This window comes from Vibrio sinensis, from assembly GCF_003605645.1.
In the GTDB taxonomy this organism is placed as follows: Bacteria; Pseudomonadota; Gammaproteobacteria; order Enterobacterales; family Vibrionaceae; genus Vibrio; species Vibrio sinensis.
Genome location: NZ_QVMU01000031.1, coordinates 1 through 24151 on the forward strand (window position 1 = coordinate 1; position 24151 = coordinate 24151).

30 protein-coding genes are annotated in these 24151 nt (G+C 41.2%); 15 read left to right on the forward strand and 15 right to left on the reverse strand.

Annotated features, from left to right (window positions below; translation table 11 throughout):
- Positions 1-94 precede the first annotated feature (94 nt).
- From DZ860_RS20885 to DZ860_RS20900, 4 genes are all read right to left on the reverse strand, one after another.
- On the reverse strand, positions 95-355 hold the full coding sequence (locus DZ860_RS20885; protein ID WP_120034896.1) for a helix-turn-helix domain-containing protein: 261 nt from the start codon (positions 353-355) through the stop codon (positions 95-97).
- A gap of 5 nt (positions 356-360) precedes the next feature.
- A complete protein-coding gene (locus DZ860_RS20890; protein ID WP_120034898.1) occupies positions 361-945 on the reverse strand; it encodes a DUF2913 family protein in 585 nt (194 codons plus the stop codon).
- Positions 946-1025: 80 nt separating this feature from the next.
- Positions 1026-4199 carry an LPD7 domain-containing protein gene (locus tag DZ860_RS20895; RefSeq protein WP_243641899.1) on the reverse strand — a complete coding sequence of 1058 codons (3174 nt, stop codon included), beginning with the start codon at positions 4197-4199 and terminating at the stop codon, positions 1026-1028.
- A gap of 95 nt (positions 4200-4294) precedes the next feature.
- Positions 4295-4642 (reverse strand): plasmid mobilization protein, encoded by a 348-nt coding sequence (locus DZ860_RS20900; protein WP_120034902.1) that lies wholly within the window; start codon positions 4640-4642, stop codon positions 4295-4297.
- A gap of 281 nt (positions 4643-4923) precedes the next feature.
- Here DZ860_RS20900 and DZ860_RS20905 point away from each other — a divergent pair, with 281 nt between their 5' ends.
- From DZ860_RS20905 to DZ860_RS20915, 3 genes are read left to right on the forward strand one after another with little or no spacing between them, the layout of a single operon-like run.
- Entirely contained in the window at positions 4924-5451 is a 528-nt protein-coding gene (locus tag DZ860_RS20905; protein ID WP_120034904.1) for a hypothetical protein, read from the forward strand.
- Positions 5452-5481: 30 nt separating this feature from the next.
- On the forward strand, positions 5482-6189 hold the full coding sequence (stbB, locus tag DZ860_RS20910) for a StbB family protein (RefSeq protein WP_120034905.1): 708 nt from the start codon (positions 5482-5484) through the stop codon (positions 6187-6189).
- A gap of 1 nt (position 6190) precedes the next feature.
- Complete coding sequence (locus DZ860_RS20915) at positions 6191-6757, forward strand: hypothetical protein (RefSeq protein ID WP_120034907.1); 567 nt, start codon at positions 6191-6193, stop codon at positions 6755-6757.
- A gap of 451 nt (positions 6758-7208) precedes the next feature.
- On the opposite strand, the gene DZ860_RS20920 is transcribed toward DZ860_RS20915, so the two are convergent.
- The 3 genes from DZ860_RS20920 to DZ860_RS20930 form a co-directional block, all read right to left on the reverse strand.
- Positions 7209-7634, reverse strand: a complete 426-nt coding sequence (locus DZ860_RS20920) for a hypothetical protein (RefSeq protein ID WP_120034909.1) — start codon at positions 7632-7634, stop codon at positions 7209-7211.
- Between the two features lie 59 nt (positions 7635-7693).
- Positions 7694-7906 carry a hypothetical protein gene (locus DZ860_RS20925; RefSeq protein ID WP_120034911.1) on the reverse strand — a complete coding sequence of 71 codons (213 nt, stop codon included), beginning with the start codon at positions 7904-7906 and terminating at the stop codon, positions 7694-7696.
- Between the two features lie 527 nt (positions 7907-8433).
- Positions 8434-9399 (reverse strand): ArdC family protein, encoded by a 966-nt coding sequence (locus DZ860_RS20930; protein ID WP_120034912.1) that lies wholly within the window; start codon positions 9397-9399, stop codon positions 8434-8436.
- Between the two features lie 815 nt (positions 9400-10214).
- Here DZ860_RS20930 and DZ860_RS20935 point away from each other — a divergent pair.
- The 3 genes from DZ860_RS20935 to DZ860_RS20945 all read left to right on the forward strand — a co-directional run bounded on the left by DZ860_RS20935 (position 10215) and on the right by DZ860_RS20945 (position 12145).
- A complete protein-coding gene (locus tag DZ860_RS20935; protein ID WP_120034914.1) occupies positions 10215-11456 on the forward strand; it encodes an IS91 family transposase in 1242 nt (413 codons plus the stop codon).
- 175 nt (positions 11457-11631) lie between these two features.
- Complete coding sequence (locus DZ860_RS20940; RefSeq protein WP_120034916.1) at positions 11632-11760, forward strand: Hok/Gef family protein; 129 nt, start codon at positions 11632-11634, stop codon at positions 11758-11760.
- Positions 11761-11932: 172 nt separating this feature from the next.
- A complete protein-coding gene (locus DZ860_RS20945) occupies positions 11933-12145 on the forward strand; it encodes a hypothetical protein (protein WP_120034918.1) in 213 nt (70 codons plus the stop codon).
- On the opposite strand, the gene DZ860_RS20950 is transcribed toward DZ860_RS20945, so the two are convergent.
- The 8 genes from DZ860_RS20950 to DZ860_RS20985 all read right to left on the reverse strand — a co-directional run bounded on the left by DZ860_RS20950 (position 12135) and on the right by DZ860_RS20985 (position 17542).
- Positions 12135-12404, reverse strand: coding sequence for a hypothetical protein (locus DZ860_RS20950; RefSeq protein ID WP_120034921.1), 270 nt, complete (start codon positions 12402-12404; stop codon positions 12135-12137). The two genes, DZ860_RS20945 and DZ860_RS20950, sit on opposite strands and share 11 nt — an antisense overlap.
- 333 nt (positions 12405-12737) lie before the next feature.
- On the reverse strand, positions 12738-12911 hold the full coding sequence (locus tag DZ860_RS24525; protein ID WP_165862946.1) for a hypothetical protein: 174 nt from the start codon (positions 12909-12911) through the stop codon (positions 12738-12740).
- A gap of 71 nt (positions 12912-12982) precedes the next feature.
- Complete coding sequence (locus DZ860_RS20955) at positions 12983-13198, reverse strand: hypothetical protein (protein ID WP_120034923.1); 216 nt, start codon at positions 13196-13198, stop codon at positions 12983-12985.
- Positions 13199-13256: 58 nt separating this feature from the next.
- Positions 13257-13871, reverse strand: coding sequence for a ParA family protein (locus tag DZ860_RS20960; RefSeq protein ID WP_120034925.1), 615 nt, complete (start codon positions 13869-13871; stop codon positions 13257-13259).
- A 154-nt stretch (positions 13872-14025) separates the two neighbouring features.
- Entirely contained in the window at positions 14026-14373 is a 348-nt protein-coding gene (locus DZ860_RS20965) for a helix-turn-helix domain-containing protein (RefSeq protein ID WP_120034927.1), read from the reverse strand.
- A 63-nt stretch (positions 14374-14436) separates the two neighbouring features.
- A complete protein-coding gene (locus tag DZ860_RS24920) occupies positions 14437-14691 on the reverse strand; it encodes a type II toxin-antitoxin system RelE family toxin (protein ID WP_110416396.1) in 255 nt (84 codons plus the stop codon).
- A 945-nt stretch (positions 14692-15636) separates the two neighbouring features.
- The gene (locus DZ860_RS20975; protein ID WP_120034929.1) at positions 15637-16464 is read right to left on the reverse strand and encodes a hypothetical protein; all 828 of its coding nucleotides are present in this window, start codon (positions 16462-16464) and stop codon (positions 15637-15639) included.
- 451 nt (positions 16465-16915) lie between these two features.
- Positions 16916-17542 (reverse strand): XRE family transcriptional regulator, encoded by a 627-nt coding sequence (locus tag DZ860_RS20985; protein WP_120034933.1) that lies wholly within the window; start codon positions 17540-17542, stop codon positions 16916-16918.
- Between the two features lie 141 nt (positions 17543-17683).
- On the opposite strand from DZ860_RS20985, the gene DZ860_RS20990 reads away from it, so the two are divergent.
- The 9 genes from DZ860_RS20990 to ssb all read left to right on the forward strand — a co-directional run bounded on the left by DZ860_RS20990 (position 17684) and on the right by ssb (position 24123).
- Entirely contained in the window at positions 17684-17860 is a 177-nt protein-coding gene (locus tag DZ860_RS20990; RefSeq protein WP_120034935.1) for a TraY domain-containing protein, read from the forward strand.
- Between the two features lie 65 nt (positions 17861-17925).
- Complete coding sequence (locus DZ860_RS20995) at positions 17926-18462, forward strand: hypothetical protein (protein WP_120034937.1); 537 nt, start codon at positions 17926-17928, stop codon at positions 18460-18462.
- Positions 18463-18749: 287 nt separating this feature from the next.
- Positions 18750-18914, forward strand: a complete 165-nt coding sequence (locus tag DZ860_RS24530) for a hypothetical protein (protein WP_165862947.1) — start codon at positions 18750-18752, stop codon at positions 18912-18914.
- Between the two features lie 29 nt (positions 18915-18943).
- Positions 18944-19228: a conjugal transfer protein gene (locus tag DZ860_RS21000; protein ID WP_120034939.1), complete on the forward strand. Its 285-nt coding sequence runs from the start codon at positions 18944-18946 to the stop codon at positions 19226-19228.
- 2 nt (positions 19229-19230) lie between these two features.
- Positions 19231-19602, forward strand: coding sequence for a conjugal transfer protein traD (locus DZ860_RS21005; RefSeq protein ID WP_120034941.1), 372 nt, complete (start codon positions 19231-19233; stop codon positions 19600-19602).
- Complete coding sequence (locus DZ860_RS21010) at positions 19562-21928, forward strand: VirB4 family type IV secretion/conjugal transfer ATPase (RefSeq protein ID WP_165862948.1); 2367 nt, start codon at positions 19562-19564, stop codon at positions 21926-21928. Before DZ860_RS21005 ends, DZ860_RS21010 begins: the two co-directional genes overlap by 41 nt.
- A 53-nt stretch (positions 21929-21981) precedes the next feature.
- Entirely contained in the window at positions 21982-22638 is a 657-nt protein-coding gene (locus DZ860_RS21015) for a type IV secretion system protein (protein ID WP_120034945.1), read from the forward strand.
- A gap of 6 nt (positions 22639-22644) precedes the next feature.
- On the forward strand, positions 22645-23595 hold the full coding sequence (locus tag DZ860_RS21020) for a TrbL/VirB6 family protein (RefSeq protein ID WP_120034947.1): 951 nt from the start codon (positions 22645-22647) through the stop codon (positions 23593-23595).
- A 24-nt stretch (positions 23596-23619) separates the two neighbouring features.
- Positions 23620-24123 (forward strand): single-stranded DNA-binding protein, encoded by a 504-nt coding sequence (gene ssb / locus DZ860_RS21025; RefSeq protein ID WP_120034949.1) that lies wholly within the window; start codon positions 23620-23622, stop codon positions 24121-24123.
- Positions 24124-24151 lie beyond the last annotated feature (28 nt).

Here is a 24151-nt window from a genome sequence, read left to right on the forward strand (position 1 = left end):
AAAGATCGGGAGTAGCCACAACACGGCATTGCTATTTTTGGGTTGAGCTTGTTTTTGCTCTAAGGCGCCATTGAGATATATTAGCCCCACCAATTTAAAAATAACGCCTATATTTTCGCCAATGCATCCGTATCGTCCCTCGATTGATCCCCAATATTCGTGCTGCCTGGCATTGATTACCTCGCGTGTGTTGCAACACAGATTCAATCACAGCGTAACCTAATAAGTCCAACACCCCTGATAAATCAGGGTCACCACTATGATTGCGAGGGGTGTATTGACTTCGGCTCTCATTATCCCCAAGGATAAGACGCATCTGTCTAGCTAACTCTTGTTGGTCAATAATTGTCGACATCGCCGTTATGTTACCGGATGAATAACAATATGAGCTTGATGAGTCATGGCGTTCCACTCGTTCATTTCCGCCATAAACCAACCATGCCGATTAATCACATCAATCAACTCTGGTGCTCTTTCCAACTGGATCAGCATTGATAACGGGGCTTGTTGATGACCACTCTCATCAAAACAATGGTCGATATGATCCTCAAGGATGTATAACATACCAGGCTCCGTAACACTGCCCTCCTCAAAAAGTCGCGACTCTAGCCTCTCTTGATCATACAGATACACTAAAAGAGAATAGAACTTCTCAGCACCAGCTAATTTCGTTTTCTTCGCTTGTTCGTTCAACTCGTACAATTTTTTCTCCAAACACCCATCCTTTCGTCTTGCAACCACCAACATCAACTTAATGTCCTTTTTGATATTGGCTAAACGGGCATCTTTCAATTTTATCTTTAAGAACTTAATTAAAATCTCATTGCGACTCGATGTCGGGCAATAACGTTGAGACATCGCAACCTGACTCAATAAATGAAGCAGCGCATGACTCACGGTTGCGTGAAGATTTTTGTAATATTCAAAATCACGTTTAATTTGCATAGATCATCACTGTGCATTATTTAACTAACTATATATGGTCAAAGCCCACAGTATCCAAGTCGCATCTTATTGCATTACACTCATTTTAACGTATTCGTTGAAGCTTCTTGCTCTGTGAGGTCAATTACCTCACCTTGCTGACTATAAATCTTATTAACCGGCAATTGACCTTGAGCTTGCTTTTGGTCTAAAGCATCATTAAGAATGTCCTTAACTTCATACTGACTCAGGAATTTATCACTTTCGCGGATAGCCATCAGAACTTCCATTGGTATTTCTTTTGCGGCTTGGCCGTTAAAGCGTGGCTGCAACTTACCCTCTTCTTTCGAATAGTGATATTCGACGGTGATAGCATCGTTCACTAACTCAACCTTATCACGACCACGTTGAACAAGAGTAATATCCCACTCAACACGGTGGGTTTCTAATGGCTCGATACCAATCTTTTTCCCGTCCTCATCTTTGACATCGGCCATAACGGTAACGTCACGCTCTCCAACTCGCTGAACATCCACACTATCACCAATTTCGACGCCACTTTCTTTAATCGCATCTTGAAGGCCAACACCCCACTTTGTTTCGCCATTACTTAACTCAACATAATAACTTGGCTTTGCGCCCTCTTCATGAAGATAAGGGGCTTTACCATGCGCAACTAAAATGACAGCTTCATTTTCGACAGCTTTCTCGTCTAAATCCTTTGACTCAACATACTCATGATCGTCGGCAACAGGCTGACTTTGATTTTGCTCTTTCTGAATGACTGGTGCTAAAGCATCGCCATAGTCCTTGTTGCTTTCCGCACCTTGCTCAAGCTGCGCAATAATATATTTATACCCTGCACTATCAGTATGCTTCTCTGCCAGCCCTTGATGACGCACTGCCATTTCAGCAAGACCATGACTATCAAGCTGTTCCATCTTTTTCTGATCACGGGCCAATACATCAACGACCTGTAAAGCCTCTTTGATTTGCTGTGATACCTTACTAACCTCATCCATTGAATGCTCAACGCTGTTAGATTGAGACTTAGCATTAATATCCGTTACATTGTCACTATTTACATGTAAATGATCAGCTTTAAACTCATCACGGCACTTAACAAATAACGCCTGCATCTCTTTTGAAGCAAAGACGATATTTAAGTTTTTAGCCACGGCCACATCGATCACTTGTTGCTGAAATGCTTTCGTTCCTGTGATATTGACTGTCCCAAACTTTTCAGCAGCCAACGTCATAGCGGCTGCAATATGTGCAACATCAGGCTTTCTGCTACTCATGACAATTTGGTTGCCGGTATCTCTAAAGATTGCATCACCGGTATTCACGTCTTTGAAAGTGATCTGCTTGCCTTTTAAGTCCTTGGTAGGAACAAGATCCGCTAACTTTAACGTTAGCTGCTCAGCGAGTGCTTGCTGGCGTTTAAAGTTGTCTTTAATACTTCGCAACTCAAGCTCAGCGTTAGAGATACTATTTTGCTCTCTGCCTGGCAAAGTGCTGTATTTTTTCAAATCTGATAATGCCATTCTCTTTTCCTCAAATTGCTCTTGTCTAACCAAGAACCTAAACACCCTAATAGATTCATCAAGGCGCGATAATTTTTGTTTATTGCTGTAACCCTGCGTGACATAACGGCTTGCTGACGAGATCGCGTTCAATACTTGTCGGTCTTCTCGCTCCAAACACTGATCTCGATACATCGATGAAAGTAGCGTTTTTGTTTGATCCCAATTCAAGTGCATGTGACCAGTACAAAAATCACTGACGTTATAGGCTCGACTCTCCGTTTTTATCCTTGCGCTACCATCCTTTGCTCTAAAAACCTCGTAATTCTGTGGAACTAAACCGTGACTCTTTTTAAAGTGTTCTATTAGACGCTCTGGTTCAAGCCGCTGACGGATCACACGAAATTGATCGCGCTCTTGCTGGCTAGTTCTATGCGATAAATGAGTTTTTAAAAGCTGCTCAGCAACAGATTTCGGTTTATCGACAACAGCCGCTTTAACCGGTGAAACAGTTAATAATCTCGATGGCAAACCAGTAGTGCTTCCTTTCCCTAATCGACTGGTATTAATTCCGGCTCGAACTCCTCCATTGGTGCTTCTGGCATCTCTGCTTCTTCCACCCCTATCAGCAGTCCGTCGCAATTGGTGATCTCGACTTGTTCTTCGGGCGTCCAAATCAGTGTTTGCATCACTCGGCAAAATACTTTGGGAAACCTCTGACCGTTCTCTGTTTGCTCTAACCAAACCGCGTTGGGGCAAACTTGGCAAGCCGTTTGAGATTTTGGCAAACTGTTTAAATCCAACTCGTTCAAAACCAGACTCTCTATTTGTCGTCCGTCGTCTCGATTGAAAATAGGTGGTATCGAATTGTTTTCGTCGTTCATTTAATAACTCCTGCCTTTCTTGTGGTTCCAGTGAATAATAATATTTTCTAAATTTCGGTGACGCGGGATGAACATGTTTCATTTCATAACTTCGCGTATTACGCCATTCATTAACCAAATTATCGATTTGTGTATCCGTAGGCTTTATTCTTAACAACTCTCGCCGTTCAATATAATCCAACTTAAAACACGCATCTTTTAACCGAATGTTTTTTGATTGACCTGGTAATTTTATTTTTAAATACTCACTATCAGACCCAGCTCGTCCAGATGAAACTTCACCAAGTTTTGATAATTCATTTTTAAACTGAGAAAGAGTTCGAATATCTTTCTTATTAATCATCTCAAACACCATTTGTCTAAATTCAGCATTTGCTCCTTTGAATGTATCACCTTTGTAACGACTAATAAATTCAGAACTATTAGAGAACAGCCTATACTTTCGTTGATTATCGTAAGGTGATTCTAATTGGCCTTGTCTATTTATCCGCTCTTGAATGGCATCATGATAATCTATATTATCCTTATAAACACCAAACGGCGCTAGTGATTTATTTGTGACCAAGTTAACTTTTGGAATAACAATATGCACATGAGGGAAACGCTCTATTAAATCTCCTGTTTTTTTGTCCTGATAGGATTTTATTTTCGGGTAATGAATCTCAGCATAGATGTTATATTCATCTTTATGGTAAGCGGACATTATGTTAGACTTATATTCGTTATAAGCTTTTAATATTCTATCATGTTCAATATCGCGCTCACCAAAACTCAGCGTAATATGTAAGTAGGCTTCTGTATCTTTTTCATCATTGATTTTATTAATGATACTTTCGGTTGCCTGTAAATTACCATCAATACACACGCGATGATCAAGTTCGTCACGACTTAATTCACGACCAGACTTAACGCCATCGACTAAATACTCAACAATACCTGATTGACCACCTGATACTCTCGCTAACATTTATTCAGCGCCCCTTGGAGTAAACGTTCAATGCTAATAAGATTATTCAAGGTTTCTATATATACTTTTTCACTGATCACATTACCACGATATGCACTATTAAGTTTATGCGCTATCTGGTTTAAATTGTTACCTGACTTATTGAATATAAAGAGCAACTTATCATATTCAACAGGGCGCCGTTCGTTAACGTTAAACGTATATTCTTGGTTCAAGAATATACGGCGGAAAAACTCAGTTTTTGTCAATTCCGTGGTTTCCATAATCTTCTTATATGGCTCGTATTCCGACTCGGTCAGCCTAAAAGATATCGGTACATTCTTGTTCTCTTTATTCGCCATTATCAATCGTCCATTTTGGTTCGTAGAACCTTGCGCCTTTAGGGGTTCAAAGGGGGGTTCCCCTTTGGCACGCGATTATACCAAATTACGAAGTAATTTTGTATACATCGACAGCGTGCCTATGTTTTTAACTTAGCTTAAAGGCTCAACTCAAAACTCAATAGAATTACAATACTTTTCCAAGAGGAATCCAACTTAAGTTCAATTAATGTACAAATTGAATTCAATTGATATACAATCATAAACCATGAATAATTCAACTAAATATCAATAGTAATCTTATGGACACCAAATATCACGATATCATTAGAAAAAGATTAGCTAGTTTCATAGAAGACCTAGAAGCTCCTATATCATTCTCGAAAGCTGTTAGAAACAACCATGAAGAGATAAGAATGGTGATGAACGACGGATACAAAGTTGCTTTCATCATGGAATGTGTATCTATGAAACAAAGCATTCGAGTATTTAGAGAGGCTCTCTATCAGACGAACAAAAGAATAAAACTTCAATCAACATCGTCTACGAAAGATACACCAACAGCACAGAAATCAGATAAACAAAGCCACAAAATGCAAAACTCTGTAGCATTAAGTAAACCAACTAATAATGAAATCCCCCCTCAAAAAGAAGATGTTATAGACAAATGGAAGAATGCTAATGTTTCAGACAAAAACCTTATTAGAATGTTGGAAAAAAACAGCATTTCGGTAGAAACCGTCCTATCTTGGAATTGCGCTAACGAGTTTCAGCTATCGCGAAAAATCACTGAACATATTATTTCCATAAAAAACAAAAAGACAATATAATAGAGCAATTAACGCACAATAGGAAAAATCATGAAACTGGCTATCGTTAACAACTCCGGTAATGTAGGCAAATCTACAATTTGCCAGGTATTACTACAACCTAGACTAACCAACTCAAAAATAATAAAAGTTGAAACTATAAACTCAGATGGAACCGATGATCTTAAATTTGCAGCAGGTGAGTTTCATTCAATAATACAAGAAACCGATTTATACGAACATGCGATATTAGATATAGGATCATCTAATATTGAAACTTTCATGAACCAGATGAAAGAGTTTAAAGACTCTCATGATGATATTGACTATTTTATTATCCCTATCACTCCGAAACACAAACAACAGATAGATTCGGTTTCCACTGTTACAACTTTAAACACATTAGGCGTTGAAGCAGAAAAAATTCGTTTTATCTTCAATCAAGCTGACAGAACCATTCCGACTGACAGGCAGTATTCGGTGTTTATCAAAAATATTAAAGAAGTACTAGATCTAATCATAAACCATTCAAATACACCAACCATATATGAAACATCAGCATTTTCATTACTATCACAGCAAGACAGAACATTTAATGAAGTAACTAATGACAATAGAGACTTCAAAGCAATGCTTAGAGAAAGCACTGATAGAGAAGAACGTTTAGCAATATCAGAACTACGCACAACAAAACAACTAATAAATGGTGTCAATGATATTCTTGATGCTGCATTTTTAAATCTAAACTTAGGATCTTAACATGAATCCCTTAAATCTAAATAGAGTTGATGAGGTTGTCGATGCGCGACTACGTATTTTACTTGCTGACTACTTCGAATTTGAATCAATCATTCAAAAACTTCCTACAAATGTAAAAGAATCTCTAGCTAATGTTCTATTAGAAATAGAAAGTTTAAATAAATCTCTTGACTCTATTCCAAATGAGTTTGATGAAAGATTTTCAAAAAAAATGAATCAAATTGTTGCAGTAACAGAAGAAATAGACAAACACAGCACTACGCTGGCGGATACATTACGCGATGTAATCGCTGATATGAATAGCAAAAATCAAGCATTCCAAATTGAAGCTAATAACCAAAATCAAGCTATTCTTGAGCAAAAAGCCTCTCAGTTTGAAGCCGCAGCAAAAGAACACGCAATCAAGTTAGAACAAAAAACCATCTGGCAATTGGAAAGTACCATCAACAGGATGGTCTTCTTCGACAAAAATTCCATTTACATAGCTCTCATCACAGCCCTTATTATACTGCCAATAGCGAGTAGCATGATGACCATTGCTATGTTGAAACACTTCAATTTGATTTAACCAATTTTGAATGTTTTTGTGCTTACCCATAGCAACCTTAGAGCAATCTCAACCTTTTGACTCTCGTTACTCATGGATAAGTACAAAAACTAAACTCTCACACCATCAAAAATCATTAACCAAACTACCCGCTATCTTAAAAGCGATTCTGTAGGGTGCGCATCCGATTTTGTAAACGTTAGAATATCTCCACACGCAAACATACTCTCGTTCCCGCTAGTCGTTCATCAACACATCCTCACTCGTTAATTCTTTCTCTGGTGTGCAGTAGCTTTTAGATTGTTGAGCCTGATAATACCTTTCCCAAGTAGGGGTCTTTGATGTGATAAATACAGCGCATATAACGAACGTATGCGCGATAAGTTTATTCTCGCTTCGCTCCTCCCTACGGGGTGAAAAGCATAAAGCCACAAAATAGAATCTCGCTAGATTTATGGCTTGACTACTTTATTTAATAAAACTTGGCCCATGCTTTCTGACCATCTGCATCTGGAATTCTATTCACTTCCACGACTCGGCCATCTAAAACCAACAACAACCGCCAAGCTGGATAAGGGATTTCATTCTCTCCTGACTTCCAACGATTTAATGTTCGTGTCGGGTTAGATTTACTCTTTAACCCCAACTGCTTTGACACGACCCCTAACGAATGAATCTCAGCCAAGTGATCAATCACTTCTGTGATCTCTTCTGCTGTTGGCTCTCGATATAAGGGGTCATCAATCGAACGATAGCTATCAGGGCGATCAATGTGGTGATTCATAAAATGAACTAACGCACAATGCCTCGACACCAAATCCAATTCATAATCAAAATCCTCTCTGATTTTCTCTTGCTTTTCTTTTGGTAAATCAAAAAGCGTAGGGTTAATCCTCATTATTCATCACCTTATCAAAGTTAATCTAAAACGGGGCATCCTTGCCCCTCTTTGATTAGTTATCCTATGCTGTTAAGCCAATCCGCCGTAAATTTCCCTGCCGCTGGCCTTGTCATTAATATCATCCTAATCAGCAATTCAGGATCGCAACTAGGGTCAATAACGACGCAACCAATTAATTCAGGGTGATACTTTCTAGATACTGAACCATTTTCAGTTAACCAGAATGCCGCATCAGGGCAATTGCTTTCAACAAAAAGAAAACCTTTCATCGAACTTCTCCATAAATGATCAAACCCACTGTCTGACCTTACGGATATTATATCTTAATTACGAATAAATTACACCAAATAGGCAACATAAACACTTAAATGTGCTTTTTTGTCAGTTTTTAAATTTATCGCTATGCGATAAATACCTGAACGCGCTCACGCAGTGAGTAAGAAGCAAGCCATCAACACAAACAAAATATAAACTTTATCTCCACAATATCAGCGTCAAAAAACACCCCTCATCCTGCCAAGATATGAATACGTTGAACAAAACACAAAGACTCGATACGAATTAGATCGTTCCACTTAATGACCAGCGTTTACGAAAGGTGATAGTCGTAAGACAAAGAAAAGATCAGCACACGACTCGAACTTATCCATATATCCATATGAGACCGGAAACCAAAAAAATTCAGGTCGATTGTGGGGATGTGGGTAAGTTCGATTGAGCCTTTAGGCTCATTTGGGGGCGAGGCGAAGAATGAGCCTCGCTCGCAAAAAAACCAGCCCGTAGGCTGGTTGCCAAGTCAACCGATGAGATATTGATGGGCTTTGCTTGCGAGGCTGGCAGCCTTGAAGATGAATTTTTTGTCACTGTTTAACTTGCTTAACCATCCAGCTATATAACTTTCATGCTGCACATCGCCTATAATCCCCAAATCAGCACAACAAAACGCTGCGCCTAATTCCGCTACAAGTTCCTCAAATGCGTAATCTTTAGAACCAAAGCTATTTTTTAGATTGCGGTCTAAACGGCTGCTATGACCTGTTGCGTGGACTAGCTCATGCCATGCTGTCGCGTAGTAATCACTTGATGATTGAAAACGGTCTACCATTGGCAGTGTAATTTGATCATGTGCTGGCGAATAAAAAGCACGTACACCGCAATGATTAATTGTGATATTCGTTTTAGCGATCGCATCCTCTACATGTTCCAACACCTCAAAATCATGCTTGGGGCGAGTTTCGTTAACGCTTACGGCTGGCTTTTCGATGTTCTCGATTTGATCAAGGTTGAACACAACAAAGGTCTTTAGCATTGGGATCAATTCTTTTTCGCCGTTCTCGTCCTCTTTTTCCCAGGTTTTATAGTAAACAATGGCCGTCCCTTTCTGCCCTTTGATCACGTTGCCGCCTAATTCCACCGCTTGCTTGAACGTCAACCAATAAGGGCTTGAAAAACCTTTCTCGACCGTCTCCGACCAAAGCAAAAGAATATTAATACCTGAATACGTCGATTTCGTTTTAAAGTTCATCGGAAGCATTGAACATTCATTGGTTCTATCCCAAGGACACGCCCACGGTTTCACGCCATTTTCTAACGCCGCAATCACGCGATCTGTCACGATTTGATGTATATCTTTCGCGACTTTAACAACTTTACGTTTTTTACCTATTTCATTTTTGGAGGAGTCCTTCGACTCCAAGTTCGAGAACTTGGTCGCTTGCTGCTGGTTAGTGCTTGTTGAGTGGGTTGCAGTTGAGTGAGTCATGGCTGTGTTTCCTATTTAGTGTGTTTTCATCTTCGGTATCGCCTGACTGTCCGGCCTCCTGTCATGGTTCTCTCTTGCAAGGGCGCGAAGCGTTTATACACCCTTGCAAGAGAGGTTCTGATAGGAGACGGTTAACAGGAAGACGCGAGAACGTTGATGAATAACGCACATAGGAAGCACAATGACGCACGAGACAGCAAACCGCGATTACAAGCACTTATCAGGAGAAAGTGAAATGCTTTGTGAACACTCCGCAGGAGTGAGAATGCTCTAGCGAAGCGCGCCGCTTCAGGCGCATAGCGTAGTTGCGTTAGGGATAGTGTGGCAGGAACTTAAACGAACAGAGCTGGCTAATACCAAGTGAAGTATGAACCTGGTATTAGCCAGTTCGTTTTGAGTTAAGTTATCGACACGAGGCGAAGCCGAAAAGCCCGACCGCGTTAGCGGTAACGCCCAATGCTTTTGATTGTAAGGAAATGGTTAATTAGAAATGTTGAATAAACAAAAAGATAGAGCGTAGAGCAGAAAGGCACTAGAATAGCGATGGGTGCTTTTGGTGGTTTACCGAAAGCAATACTCCTTTTGCGGACGGTAAATATCAAAAAACCCCGAATGAACTATAAATTCAAACGAGGTCTTAATGATTTTTCCTGACAGAACAAATCTTAGCCTCTATTACGATTCAGATCAAGGAGGCGATAGTATGCCAAGATAGCGATGCTGCGCATCGAGCGTGGGCGCGTTAAATCATTTATTCAACATTCCCCCTGTTGACGCTATGCTCTCTTCACTTCATTTCTCACACAATCAACAAATTGACCTTCTATTCAGGACGCAGATACCACTCTCAAAAAGAATTTGTCCCTCGGGCTACAAAACTCCTTTTTGAAAAAGACAACACCTGGGAAAAAGTACTTTGGGAGCACGCTAGTACATTCACGCTCTGGCAAATCACTTGTGTTGAAAGGATGTTGGCGTGCGGAACCAACTTGATAGGAGCTAAACACTACGATTGTGGTAATAGTAACTGCCCCCATACAAAAGTCATTTGCCAAAGCTGTAAGACTAAGGCTTGCAGCTCTTGCGGGACGAAGTCCACCGAGCAATGGATAGCAACGCAAATGGAAGTCATGCCAGATTGCGAGCATCAACATATAACCTTTACGATGCCTAGTGAGCTCTGGCCTATATTCGAAGTCAACCCAAAGTTGCTAAACGACTTATTTTCATTAGCGGCAAACACCTTGTTAAATTGGGCGAAAAAGCATGGTCTTGAAGTAGGGATATTTGGCGCCTTGCATACATATGGGCGAGGGCTAAATTGGCATCCCCATATTCACTTGTCAGTCACCCGAGGTGGATTAGATGAAAATCACTCCTGGCAACCCATCTATTTCAAAAAGAAACAGGTAGAGAGCCACTGGCGTCGGGGCTTGATAACACTTCTAAGGAAAAAATTTTCAGAGCTCAATTTATCAACTGAGAGCACGGGGCATATCTATGATTATCGACAGTGGTCCATTTTTTTAGACAGTCAATATCAGCGTTATTGGAACCTACATTTTTCGAAGAAAACAAAAGCGTTAAAGCAGACAGTGAATTATCTAGGGCGATACTTAAAGCGCCCACCAATCTCAGCATCGAGATTACGACATTACAGCGGTGGAACCGTAGCGTTTAAATACCTAGACCATCGAGATGGAGAGCATAAAACGAAGGTGTTAACGCAAAAAGAGATGATCCTTCGCTACGTAAGCCATATCCCACAACACCACTTTAAAATGGTTCGGTATTACGGTTTTCTGTCGAATAGGAAACGTGGTCGTTTACTTCCACTCGTTTATCTTGCGCTCGACAAAGAGACGGCGAACAAAGCAGAAACACTCTCTTATGCGAAGCTATATAAAGGGCTAACAAGAAACGACCCATACCAGTGCATATTATGCGGTAATAGGATGATTTTTAGGGGCTTTACAAAAGGAGCGGGGAATGCCGAATTGTTGGATGGACGCCGAATGAGTATGCGAGAATCACGGCGCCTTAGAGTAGCAGCCTAGAATAAGTGTATCTAAAAATCGGCAATTAGCTGAAAAAACAACCAATAGAGTAATCTTTAAGGTTTTTATCCACCCTATATCAAATCAATTATGCCTCAAATAGCCATTAAACATCGAAATTCTACTTGATGGTAAGGATTGAAATTCCTAACCATCAAGAAGTAAAACCGCTCTATTGAGCTTAATTGTTATTTGCTTAACAATTTTGTGTTTCACATGGATGATGAAAGACTCACTTTGTGAGGTTTACATCAAGGATGGTCACTCGGTAATTTCAGCGACTAACGCCTACGAATCGAAATAGTAGCTGAACAAGGAGGGGGGTCACAATCCCCCTCCTTGATTCAGTTTGTTTTGTTTGGAACAGCCCTAAGCACCCAAATCTTTAATTGTAGTGATGATAATGACGGCGAAAAGTCCTAGACCTTTCGCCGTTATCACATCAGGTCATTGAAATAGACAAGGAAGAGAACCTCATGGCAGCATTTCAGTTCATTTTTAAAGGTACAGAAGACAACGAATTAAGTCGTGAAGTGATATTTATGAAAGGTTTAGGGGCGGCAAAACGTTCAGCAAAAGCAACCGCACCAGGGAACGCTTACAAAATCGAGATCACAGACTTAATGGGAAAAGAATTAACGCGCATAACATTAAGCCTCTCCAACTCATGGCATGATGCTATTTTGTAAGATGCTGTTCGAGAACTTGACGCATACGCCAGTATTCATCAAAGCTTAAAGGCTCTGGTGTCTCTAACACTGATTCACGGATGAACTGCTTGGCTGGCTCTAGCTTGATATTCAAATATTGCTGAGAGCCAAACACCAGTTTGGAATAATTCGGCTTGTTAATCACAAGCGGTTTTTTCCCTTTTACCCTGACCTCGAAACGTTCAATGACGTAATCATCCTCACCATTCTCAAGACAAACCCAATCGTCAGTTTCCAAAGTGATACTCCATATAAAATTTCACTCCTTAATCGTACCCGTACGATTAAGAATGATTTTAATAAACACATCACAGAAATGAGATAATTGATTATTTTGGGTGTTAGGTGGTGAGATCGAGGCGAAATAAAAATGCATAACAGGCGTTTAACATTTGTCAAAAAGCTGTAATTAACTTTCAGAATAATTTTGAGGGTTCTTGGAGAGGAAAGCCCCTACTTTCGCCACCTTGGCGCAAGGCCAGTTCCCTAAGCGGCAAAAGTAAGGGCAAACTTAGCTATTTAACGTAATAGGCATAATCTGAATTCTGATATGCCATACGGTAAAATATTATTAGTCGTAATCCTCCAAGAAATTTTTAATCGCATTGCGACTAATAAAAGCCGCAATGACAGGCTCTTGGTTGGGGCGGAAAAAGTTACGCTCCATGAGGCTAGTCAGCTTTTTTAACTCTTCATTAGTAGCTGATTGGTTTAGGGTGTGAGTGATGCTACAATTCATTTGCATCTTAATTCTCCTTAGAGTTAATTGCACCTCTCGATGTCTGTCGTCGAAAACTACATCGAGAGGTTTTTGCATTATATAGATTGATCTTCTCTTAACCGCTTCAAAAAAGAACCTATTATGTAAGCATTAAGAGATCCCGTAATTTTTCCATCTTTCTTTAATTCTTCAAAATCCCTTTTTGCTTTCTTGGGGATTTTTTTTAATCCGTAATCAAAAGTGCCTTCTGTATCGTCTAATACCGTTTCATTTAAAACTGTTTTTGATACACCTATTGGTTTTCTTGCCATAACACCTCTTAACACCATAATGATGCCATAACGATACCATAAAAATACCACTTCAACATCATAATGATGCCATATTGGTGTTCTTTAATTGTTTTGCTAACAAGCTAAATTTAGCAGCTACGGAGCCATTCTGAACCGCTTGTCCATCGAATTGCGCTTTGGGGATCGAAGCGGAAAAGGGAATTACAATACTTGATAAGATGAGATTAGATTGTTGCTTGATAAAAGACTCCATTACACTAAAGTCTCTACGTGATGGATGAACTTTATTAAGAACAACAATGGACTTGAGCTTTACACCAACTAGCTCAGATGCAGCAATCATAGCTTCATTGAAATTAGCCAAACCAAATTGTTCAGTTGGGTCATCGTTACTAGGGGTAACAATGACATCGGCTTGGCTAATTGCGTATTGAGTCAATGTAGAATCAAAACCACCACAATCAATAAGTATATTTTTTTCTTCCGCTTCTTCTGCCCATTTCAAAATGTCTTCCTTTGTTTTTGCATGTCTAATTTCTAATGTACTTTCACCTAATGACAGTACACTAGTTAAACCTAAATGAGTTACATCTACATCAATCACAAAGTCAATGTCTAGATGATGAAGTAAATTAACAGAAAAAGCAGTTTTACCAGTTCCACCTTTACTATTGGCAATACAATAAATCATAATCAATCTCGCTCAATCAACTGGCATCATAATAACACCGTAATTACGCCATAACAACATCAAAATGATGCCATTTTGATGTTGTTATGGCGTAATTATTAAAAATCCATCAAAGAACTACAATAAAAAGCACCTTTAACGCACGTTTTATTGGTTACTGTATAAGTTGCTCAACTTCAATTCCTAAAGCTAAAGCAACAGCCTCTAGCGTTTTTCGTTGAGGATTTATGTCAGGCTTTTCCATTTGACTGACAGCGGATTGTTTAATACCCATTCTGGTAGCTAGTTCCGTTTGATTGATTCCTAGATGTTTGCGCCATGCAGCGATATAACTAGTACCGTTAGTCAAAATCTCTTTTGCCACCTCATGAGGAATAAAAACACCATTATCTTCATCGGATTTATGATTTTCTGCCAGAACCAAGTATTCATCATAAGGAATGACGGCAAACGCAGGCTTTCCATCTTGTTTGATGATCTGAATATTTTCACTGTGTATCATATAATTTACCCTTATACGTACGTAATCTATTTGTTGAGTTCGGGGCGTTGCCACCCCGTTTGATCAATAGGTTTGAGTGTCCCTTTTCTTAATCTCTTGTATCTCAACAATTCGCACAGAGCCATCAAAATCAAATAGAACTCTGTATCTCCCTACCCTTAGCCGATAATCATATTCGTGATTGGTCAGTCTCTTGACGTTTCGGCAGTTCGGAAAGTCTTTCAGGGTTTCCACATTTTCAACAATTGCAAGTCTATCTTGTGTTTGGACTTTCCTAGCTTGCTTAACAGCTCGCTTCGACCACAGTATTGTGTTCACGAGATAATTATAAGTTAATTTACTTATAATTGCAATAAAAACTAATATTTTGATTGTAAATGACCCCAATAGTTACAACGTAACATTTTAGCGATAATCAACGATGAAACATATGTCAAACTGAGCAAGACCTGTTCAGTTCAAAAAAATCTTGCAGTTTTAAGTTGTTACTTTTCATGAGTCGCTGTGCGACGAATACCGAAATGCGCTCGCTTTAGCGAGTAAGAGACCATCTAAACGCTTCTGAGAACGTTTAAAAGAGAAGATAAAGGTAACAGCACCAAAATAAGCCGCTGCCCTGCTAGAATCTTGTAGACGGCTTGGGTGAATAAATCTCGGTTTTTATGTGGTCGTTCCACTGAATCATACGTATAGGCTCGATAGTTTCCTGTCGGATGACAAAAGAAAGGTTCAGCGCAGCCAGCTAGAGCGATAAATAAACGGTTGTGTTGTTAAGTGGAGGCTGGCTGAGGGTACTCTGGAGCGTAGCGACTTCTTTTAAAAGGGGATCGATCAAGTTGGCCGTGGGTGAACTGCGATCGCTTAAAGAGAATCGATTACTTTTACTATTGAGTGTGCGGCTTGCTGCACTACAGTGCAGCGGCTTCCCGCTGTCCTCGCATTCAAGAATGCTCGACCATCGCGAACCTGAACTATATGAATACCTTTTAATATTTATATACGTATTTATGTACATACAAAGTTTAACTACGAAGTACACATAACCGCAGTTTACTTTTAGGAGCTATCTTAACAGTAGATCCTTACTCCCTTTACTTGCACTACCTTTTGGTTTGAACACAAAAATGGAGGCGTAATAAGGAAAAATGGGGCATTTCAAACGGTGGGCACAACAAAACACCGGCTTGATTTGATTGTTTTTTGAACAAACTTGAGCAACGGACGTAACAAATCCTCCGCCGTTAAGCGGATACAAGAAAAAATCTAGTGAGGGGCTAGGGTAAACTGTGACGGCTGGTAGCCAGTAAAGAGTGACATCACTTTATCGGCATAATCATTAAAGCGGGTGGCATTAAATATATCTTGGATACCAGACGCGATAGTGCGGTAGTTAAGCCACTCAAAGCGCAGCCCTTTATCTTCCATTCGCTTACGGGAAGCGATGATAAGCACACAAATTTCTTTATAACCAATAACTTTGAGGTCTTTAAAAAAATCGGCTGAGAATTGCTTGTAAGCAGCAGCACTGCGTACTGTCCCCTCGACATCATCGACACAAACGTTAATACGTTCAGTGCGTAGATAATTTGCTCGTTTGAGGTATTTCATCACCTTAGCAAACGACTTAGGCGAAATGTATTCCCCCCAACGTAGGACATAATCTTCTTGAAGTTGGTCATAACTGATCGTTTTCAATCCAGCGACCGTGGGTAAACCAATTCGTCCACCAATCAAATCCGTGTTTGGCATGATGCACGCTAATACTTTTGCAATAAGCGTTCGGCACTTGATATTATTCACCGCAGCTCCGCCCCAAGCGAATAGACCTGGGAAGCGTTGCGGATTATCAATGAACTCCTGACACGCTTTTAAGATAAACGCATACTCGTGAGGTAGCTTGACGACTTCACCACTACGTAGCAAACGGCGACAACTAAACCCTATCGTGAAATTTTGATTGGTCTCTTTTTGAATCGCAATCGTTTCATCAAAAAGCTGGATGAGTTCATGCTTACGAAACTTACGCTTGGCTCGATACGCTTTGTCGTATTCAGGTTTAGTTAGAGTAGGGGATGTATTATCGGCTAACATGCGACTCGCCCTCAAAGCTATAACCTAAACGGGTATCTCGCGGATAGCCATTATTATTAGTGGTTATTACTTGAATGCTGAGTCTACATTGGCCTTGCCTATGGCAAGAAAGATGAATAATGTACATTTTAAATTCCGCTAGATTTGAAGTTGTTTGGCTTCCACACCAAACAATGAGACTACAATCTACACAAGATCAGCTTAAAGATCAAATCCTTAAATTTCAGGCACAAAAAAGCCGCTCACTAGCGGGCGAACGGCTATTTGCGAATGCTATGTCGTTAGATTGGAAGTCTAACACACTCTAAAACTTAGAAAATACACTACATAGAAAACTATGTAGTAGCGTGCTATGTAATGCACTTTTAACCTAAGATCTGCATTCATTATACAATCTCAGGGGCCAATTTTTCAAGAAAATAAAACTTTTATTATGCTTATTCTTGTGTTACTAAACTTCACAAGAAAACCAGAAAACTCTTCCTAAAACTTCAAAATCATTTAAGTCACTTAGCTCATAAATCTCTGTCTCATAGGAGTCATTATAACTCTGAACAATAAGATTTTTAGGCGTTCTTTTTAGGCATTTTACACGCAATAAACCATCATGCCGAAAGACATACATCTTGCCATCTTTTATTAATGTTTCAGATTCATCTATAGCTATTATTGAACCATCTAATAACACGGGAGCCATACTATCTCCCGCAACCCCAATACAAGATATGTTGTTGATATTCTTATATTTTATTGCATGCTTAGGAACAGGAGTAAAATCACCAGCCTCATCATTTACAAAACTGCCACAGCCTCCAGCAGCTAAAATAGAAGGGTAATAACGAATTAATATACATGCCGGTTCAGCCTCCCCCTGTACCTTAGATTCCCCTGTTAAAAACTGCAACGAAATATTAAATACTTTTGATATTTCAATTAAGTGTTTACTTTTAGGTTCATTTTCATCTCTTTCCCATTGAGATATAGCCGTGGCGGACACGCCAACTCTGGATGCAAGATCGCGTTGTGTCATACGCCGTTTTAAGCGTAATTCATTAATTATTTTGCCTATTGTTTTCATGAACCAAGTATAAATCACACCAACAAAAGCATCCTTAACGCATTAAAGTAAGTAAAGTTTACAGAATAAAGTTTACTTACTTTAATGTTCACAATATAATCAAAGCATGATCATTCATACAGTAACCAACAATGGCACTTTATGACGAACAAGACCAAATCAACGACCGCTATTTGGTTTGAAATGGACAAGGAAACCAATCGGTTACTGAGTTTGTTTGCTGAACTTAACGGTCGGAGTAAGAGATCTGAAGCTGCACGCAGGCTAAAAAACGACTTACTCAAAGAAAATAATGCGTTAATGAAAGCCAAAGGGTAATTCCTTTACTTTTTTTACCAAAAAATCCATTTGATGGATTGCTCTTTAACATTTTCGCCTGGGAGATGAATCGCCGCATCAAGCCATTGAGCTTGGTGGCTACTTTTATTGATTCATCGACGACAATCCTTCAATTGTCAAACACACCTCAACGCTTAGCCCGCGTGGTAGAGGCGGCTGCTTTTCTGGACAGCCTTAAAGTGAACAGATTTTTTCAGGAAAAAAACATGAATACTCTTGATATTGTAAGCTCTCAGCAACTCGCTACGAAATTATCAGGCACTCTGGCATTGCCACCCTCTGCCCGTCGTCAATATGTCAAAGCACCAATGAAAAATTGGAGAGCGCGTATTCACTACGAAATTAGGCAATACCGAGTCTCAAAAAAAACATCAACCATTATCATTATTAGCAGCAAAAAACATTGCACCGCTTTCTACGCTCATGCTTCTGTGTTGCATTGCCCTCATGCACGTTGCAACGTCACAAAAGCCTTATTGCTGGCCGATAAGATTGACCGTAAAAATGACCCATTACGAACGCTTGGATACACGCCAAAACGTGATAAGCATGCCGTGTTTTTAGAAGTACTTTATCGCTAACATCGACAACCTCCCGTGCGCTATGCACTTTTCCACAAGAGTTCATAGCACACGGCGGTTTCTTTACTGCTGTGTCGAATGCCATTCATCGGTATTCGTTTCACTTTGTTCTCACCAACAAAGCATGTGACGCAACGTATCCCGCATGGGGCTTTTAGAGCAGGGATGAGTTTGGCTTGGGAAACCATTAATGAATAAGTACCCTTAGTCTACGGCAATACGGCCTGGTTGCTGCCGTTAACTGCAACCCAATACGCTGTAACACTCATTAGAGAGGAATCATCAACATGACGATGACCAACTTGTTCCCTAATAAAAATCTGAAACGGCAACAAAAAGAATCTGAACGAATGAAATCGGTGATGCGTGCTCGTCGCCGTATCGAAGATATCCGTGATTGCCATGATATTGGCCTTAAACCCCAAGATTACCATTTGGTTTTAACGCATTAATCATCCTTTTACTTTCGAGAGACACCACCATGAACAAACGCGCTCTAATCGCCGCTCTACTCTTTGCAACTTGCTCCACCCCACTATTAGCCAGTGGTGGCTTAGCCCCCGCGACCGATGCCATTAATGACTTTCGAGTTTGGTTTTATGGTTTTCTGGGAACTGGCAGCCTTGCTTATATCGCTTACAACTGTGCCATGGCGATGGCAGAAAAACAGCAATGGAATGACGTGATGATGTCTGTGGGTAAAACCGCTGGCGCCGGTGGCTCTGTCGTGGCCGCAGATTGGGCATGGCGCATCTTTGGTAGCTAATCATGAATAATGAGATTCAGGAATACGCCAGCCATAACGCCATGGCGCGAGTCTCACTCATCTTCGGCGTTCCTATCATGACGTTACTGATTTTCCTCATCTTAATGTTGGTGACGGGAGGGGTTGGATTCTTCTTTTTTGGTGTGATGGGGCTTATCACCCCGCTAATGCTCTTGTTTGTACTATTTGGTATTCGCATCCTTTGCTTAGAAAATCCTAATGCCATGACCGAATTAAAATGGAAAGCCAAAGCCGCTATCTATCGCTTACAGTGTCGGTCAATGGTGACGTCATTCACTTCGACTGACACGCCTCAAAAGAGGAGAATGCACCATGTCCGTGAATGGATTAAAAACCCTTCCAATCACCAATAAACTGCCGAAATATGGGTATCCCATAAACGAACACATGATAACCCTTGATGATGGTCGCCTAATGGCGGCCATGCGCATTAAAGGAATACCATTTGAATGTGAATCAACGGCCAGTATCAACGCGGCCTTTAACAAAATCCGCAATTTTTTAAACCAACTCGCTACACGTCAAGGCTCGAACTTAGCGGTATGGACTCATATCATTAAGCGAGAGGAAAAGCTCGATGTTAGCTACTCGTTTGACAATACCTTTGTGCAAAACTTCTCAGACCGTTATTTAAAGACCTTTGAAGGGCAACGCTTCTTTAGCACCGATTACTACCTCACCTTTGTCTATAAATATCAAGGTGAGCTTTCAGTCGGCGAGCGTGAACTTTACGATTTACTCAATATTGGTTTAGCGGTTTTAAGTGAGTTCTCAGCCTCTCTGATTGGATTAACTCAAGAGAACAATTCAATCCGTGCTGAAAACATCGAGCTTCTTAGCTTTCTAATAAACCACAATGACCGAACTATCCCACTGACGCAGAATAAAGTCGTTGAAGTCGTAGGGGATTCCGATTGGCATTTCGGCTATGACTTACTCGAAATCAGAAATACACACAGCACAACCTCGCAATATGCCTCATTTTTTGAGCTAGACGGCTACCCAATGACGACACATTGCGGCATGTGGGATTTTATTTTGGCCATGCCTTGCGAGTTTGTACTTACCCAATCGATGATATTCATGAAGCCGCCCGAAGCGGTGAAACGTATCAAGACTCAGCTTAACCTCATAAAATCCAGTGACCACACGGAGAATGAAGTCAATGAGTTAGAAACTGGCCGTGATGAAGCATCGATTGGCAACATTAGTTTTGGTGATTACCACTGTTCACTCGCGGTTTTTTCGAAAACCCAAGAAGGGGCAATCAACGACGGAAACGATTTATACAGCGCATTCCTTGGCCGTAACGTTTCGTTTAAGCGCTCTAACCTTAAATCGCAATTCAGCTTTTTAAGCATGATGCCAGCCTCAAAAGAACGCATGTTACCCATTCCTCGAACAGTGACAAACCTAGCTTGTGGATGGTCATTGCATAACTACTCCCAAGGAAAAAAAGAAGAAAACCCGATTGGTGACGGCTCGGCCATCATGCCATTTAAAACCGTCTCAGATAGTGTCTATTACTTTAACTACCACGCATCGAAATTGGGGGTCAACGCTATCGGAGAACCCATGCCTGGACACCTTATGTTACTTGGTGCATCAGGCGTCGGAAAAACAACGCTTCAATCCGCATTAAGCGCTTATTTTTCAAGATTTAAGCCTCAGATATTCGCACTCGATTACAAACGTTCTACAGAACTGCTCATGCGGGTATTTGGCGCCCAATACTTCACGTTTGAAGAGGGGATCGACACAGGGCTTAACCCGTTCCAGTTACCGGACACACCTCAGCTTCGCAGTTTCTTATTAAGATTAACGCTTCGTATTGGTGCAGACCACAACGGGGTATGCACCAATGCTGAAGAGAAAGAATTAAAAGAAGCGATCGACAACATGATGGATTTAGGCGGCGAACCTCAAAATCGCGGGTTAAGTCAATTATTGCAATTAGTACAAGAGCCTGAATTGCGCGCCCGCCTCAGTAAATGGTGTCATAGTGAAAACGGCCAATTTGCATGGTGCTTAGACTCACCTGTCATGCGTTTTGATCCCGATACTATGGATAAAATCGGCTTCGATACCACGTTGTTGATTGGGGATTTGAGCGCAGGTAGAGCGGACAAACCCTATTGTGAGCCAATCTTTGGCGTGTTGTTCTTCTTAAAATCGTTGATGCAAAAAGAGGGGCGAATACTCATGTCCATTGTGGAAGAGTTCTGGATGCCAGCTAACTATCCTCTTACACAAACGCTCATGAGAGACGTATTGAAATCAGGCCGATTTAACTATGAGTTCATGGTTTTATGCTCTCAGTCGCCAGAAGATGCGATAAATTGTGACATTTTCCCCGCCATCATTCAGCAGACAGCGACGAAAATTTACTTACCAAATCCAGATGCAGAATTTGAAAGCTATAAGCGCTGTAACATGACTCTAGCTGAGTTTACCAAGCTTCAAGCATTAGCTAGGGATTCTCGAACGTTTTTAGTCAAGCAGTCCAATAGCAGCGCCTTTGCCAAGATGGAATTAAACGGGTTTGAAGAGTTACCGATCATATCGCCATCTAAACGAGGGTTAGCACTTTGTGATCAATTACGAGCGGAGCACGGCGACGATCCCGATGTTTGGCTCCCCCTGTTCACTCAAGCCATTAAAACCTTTGCCAAAGAGTAAAGCACCAATAATCAGCGCCGCACTCGCGGCGTTTTCTTTTACTAGGAGTTCTCATGAAAAAGCAAATCTTGATATTACTTCTTGGTATGCCGCTTAGTGTGCAAGCAACCGGAATACTCACTTTTGATACGGCAAACCTTGCTCAAATGGCACTGGAAGCAACAACAAGAGCAAAAGAGTTTGCACAAATTATGGCGCAGTCACACAAAGAGTTCAGTGAAATGCAAGCGCAAGGCGAGCACTATAAAGAAATGGTCGATGGTCATTTCGATTTTGAAGATTTGTTGAACGACCCCAATTTAAACCAAGCGTTCGCTCTAGAGGATTGGAAAAAAATCTACGATAACGTCGAAGACATCGCCGACCTTCGTTATGAATTCAATATGTACTCAGATGACCCCATCATGCAACGTCGCTATAACGACCAACTGCGTATGTACCGCACCAAAACCACGTTTTACGAAAATACCGTCAAACGTTACGAGCGGCTATCAGAGCTACTCGGTCAATTTAACACCGCGACCACGCCAGCGGCCAAAGCAGATTTAGCCAATGCCATCAGCTATGAGCAAACTCTGATCCAAAACGATCAGCACATGCACAACGCCTTAAACGCGGCGATGGAAAGGCAACAACAATTAGAGCAGCAGGCGAGAGTACGTGAAAATACCCGAATGTTACTCAATGAAGGTATTCCTCGACCAAGGTAATTCACTATGTTTGAGACCCTTTTTGGTTTTTTAAATACCATCATCATTAATAACATTGCCGCGATGGTCGGTAACTTCACCACCGTGATCATGCCGCTCATTGGTGGGTTTGTTGGGCTGTACATCATTTACCTTGCCTGGGAAGCGCTCAATAACAACCAGAACTTCATCGTGATGGAAACCATCAAAACTATTGGCAGTTTAGGTGCAGTCACCATGGTGGCACTCAATACCCCTTGGTATATGGCACACATTGTGCCTTTTGTGCTCTATACGCCCGATGACATTACCGCCGCGCTACTCGGCGAGGGCGAAAATGCCAGTAATTCGCTACAAATGCTGTGGGATAATGTCTGGGTCTCACTCAAACTCATCGCCAGTAACATTGAGTTTGGGATCAGTGATGCCGCGCTTCTTAGTATGTTTTTAAATGGTACGATGCTCTTTTTATCTGTGATCGGTTTTGTGCCGTTCTTTTTCATTTCGGTGGCAACTCTACTCGGCGCAAAAATTGCCGTGAGTTTTTTGCTCATCGTTGGTCCCATGTTCATCATGATGGCGTTTTTTCCCTCGACACGAGCTTTTTTCCAAGCGTGGACAGGTCAATGCTTTAACTATATGTTGCTCTCGGTTTTTTTTGCTTTGTCGTTCATGTTCGCGATCGAAATCATCGATGAAGTGGTGCTCTCGAAGAATATCACCGTCGAGAATATCATTCTGAGCGTCATTATTTTCTTCTCCCTATGCGTTCTCGCCACCCAACTACCGACACTGTCATCGACATTAAGTGGCGGCGTGGGAATAAGCGGATTGGTCGGCAATACCATGAGCGGCTTAAAAAACAGTGCCGGTGCAGCCAGAGCGGCGCATGGCGCGGGTATTGCGACCCGTGCTTATGGAAAAAGTGTCGCTACCAATATTGCTAATGTTGGCAAAGGCAACGTTAAATCGGGATAATTCATTATTTAAGGAGGCCATCATATGGCATCAAAAGGCGTTAACAAGGTCATTTTATTGGGGAATCTCGGTGCTGACCCTGAGGTTCGTTACATGCCAAATGGCGGCGCCGTCGCCACTATCACTATTGCCACCTCCGAAACGTGGCGCGATAAAGGCACGAATGAACAACGGGAAAAAACCGAATGGCATCGCGTGGTGCTGTTTGGCAAACTGGCCGAAGTCGCGGGCGAATACTTAAAAAAAGGGAGTCAAGTCTATATTGAGGGACAACTGCGCACTCGCAAATGGCAAAACCAGCAAGGCCAAGACCAATACACCACCGAAGTGGTGGTGCAAGGTTATCACGGCGCCATGCAAATGATCGGCTCAGCTAACCGCAGCAACGCCGGACAATCCAGCGCTCAGTCGTCACCACCACAACCAAGCGATACACCTCAATACAATGAGCCACCGATGGCGTTTGATGACGACATCCCCTTCCAGAATTATTTTGATGCGCACCCCATGCTCATCCACGTTGTTTAACCCAAGCCCGCTCTCGATGCGGGCTTTT

Excerpts from the sequence above, each read along its gene's own strand:
- DZ860_RS20885 (WP_120034896.1), bottom strand. The coding sequence starts at position 355 with ATGTCGACAATTATTGACCAACAAGAGTTAGCTAGACAGATGCGTCTT.
- DZ860_RS20890 (WP_120034898.1), bottom strand. The coding sequence starts at position 945 with ATGCAAATTAAACGTGATTTTGAATATTACAAAAATCTTCACGCAACC.
- DZ860_RS20900 (WP_120034902.1), bottom strand. The coding sequence starts at position 4,642 with ATGGCGAATAAAGAGAACAAGAATGTACCGATATCTTTTAGGCTGACC.
- DZ860_RS20905 (WP_120034904.1), top strand. The coding sequence starts at position 4,924 with ATGGACACCAAATATCACGATATCATTAGAAAAAGATTAGCTAGTTTC.
- stbB (WP_120034905.1), top strand. The coding sequence starts at position 5,482 with ATGAAACTGGCTATCGTTAACAACTCCGGTAATGTAGGCAAATCTACA.
- DZ860_RS20915 (WP_120034907.1), top strand. The coding sequence starts at position 6,191 with ATGAATCCCTTAAATCTAAATAGAGTTGATGAGGTTGTCGATGCGCGA.
- DZ860_RS20920 (WP_120034909.1), bottom strand. The coding sequence starts at position 7,634 with ATGAGGATTAACCCTACGCTTTTTGATTTACCAAAAGAAAAGCAAGAG.
- DZ860_RS20925 (WP_120034911.1), bottom strand. The coding sequence starts at position 7,906 with ATGAAAGGTTTTCTTTTTGTTGAAAGCAATTGCCCTGATGCGGCATTC.
- DZ860_RS20930 (WP_120034912.1), bottom strand. The coding sequence starts at position 9,399 with ATGACTCACTCAACTGCAACCCACTCAACAAGCACTAACCAGCAGCAA.
- DZ860_RS20945 (WP_120034918.1), top strand. The coding sequence starts at position 11,933 with ATGGCAGCATTTCAGTTCATTTTTAAAGGTACAGAAGACAACGAATTA.
- DZ860_RS24525 (WP_165862946.1), bottom strand. The coding sequence starts at position 12,911 with ATGCAAATGAATTGTAGCATCACTCACACCCTAAACCAATCAGCTACT.
- DZ860_RS20955 (WP_120034923.1), bottom strand. The coding sequence starts at position 13,198 with ATGGCAAGAAAACCAATAGGTGTATCAAAAACAGTTTTAAATGAAACG.
- DZ860_RS20960 (WP_120034925.1), bottom strand. The coding sequence starts at position 13,871 with ATGATTTATTGTATTGCCAATAGTAAAGGTGGAACTGGTAAAACTGCT.
- DZ860_RS20965 (WP_120034927.1), bottom strand. The coding sequence starts at position 14,373 with ATGATACACAGTGAAAATATTCAGATCATCAAACAAGATGGAAAGCCT.
- DZ860_RS20975 (WP_120034929.1), bottom strand. The coding sequence starts at position 16,464 with ATGTTAGCCGATAATACATCCCCTACTCTAACTAAACCTGAATACGAC.
- DZ860_RS20985 (WP_120034933.1), bottom strand. The coding sequence starts at position 17,542 with ATGAAAACAATAGGCAAAATAATTAATGAATTACGCTTAAAACGGCGT.
- DZ860_RS20990 (WP_120034935.1), top strand. The coding sequence starts at position 17,684 with ATGACGAACAAGACCAAATCAACGACCGCTATTTGGTTTGAAATGGAC.
- DZ860_RS20995 (WP_120034937.1), top strand. The coding sequence starts at position 17,926 with ATGAATCGCCGCATCAAGCCATTGAGCTTGGTGGCTACTTTTATTGAT.
- DZ860_RS24530 (WP_165862947.1), top strand. The coding sequence starts at position 18,750 with ATGACGATGACCAACTTGTTCCCTAATAAAAATCTGAAACGGCAACAA.
- DZ860_RS21000 (WP_120034939.1), top strand. The coding sequence starts at position 18,944 with ATGAACAAACGCGCTCTAATCGCCGCTCTACTCTTTGCAACTTGCTCC.
- DZ860_RS21005 (WP_120034941.1), top strand. The coding sequence starts at position 19,231 with ATGAATAATGAGATTCAGGAATACGCCAGCCATAACGCCATGGCGCGA.
- DZ860_RS21010 (WP_165862948.1), top strand. The coding sequence starts at position 19,562 with ATGTCCGTGAATGGATTAAAAACCCTTCCAATCACCAATAAACTGCCG.
- DZ860_RS21015 (WP_120034945.1), top strand. The coding sequence starts at position 21,982 with ATGAAAAAGCAAATCTTGATATTACTTCTTGGTATGCCGCTTAGTGTG.
- DZ860_RS21020 (WP_120034947.1), top strand. The coding sequence starts at position 22,645 with ATGTTTGAGACCCTTTTTGGTTTTTTAAATACCATCATCATTAATAAC.
- ssb (WP_120034949.1), top strand. The coding sequence starts at position 23,620 with ATGGCATCAAAAGGCGTTAACAAGGTCATTTTATTGGGGAATCTCGGT.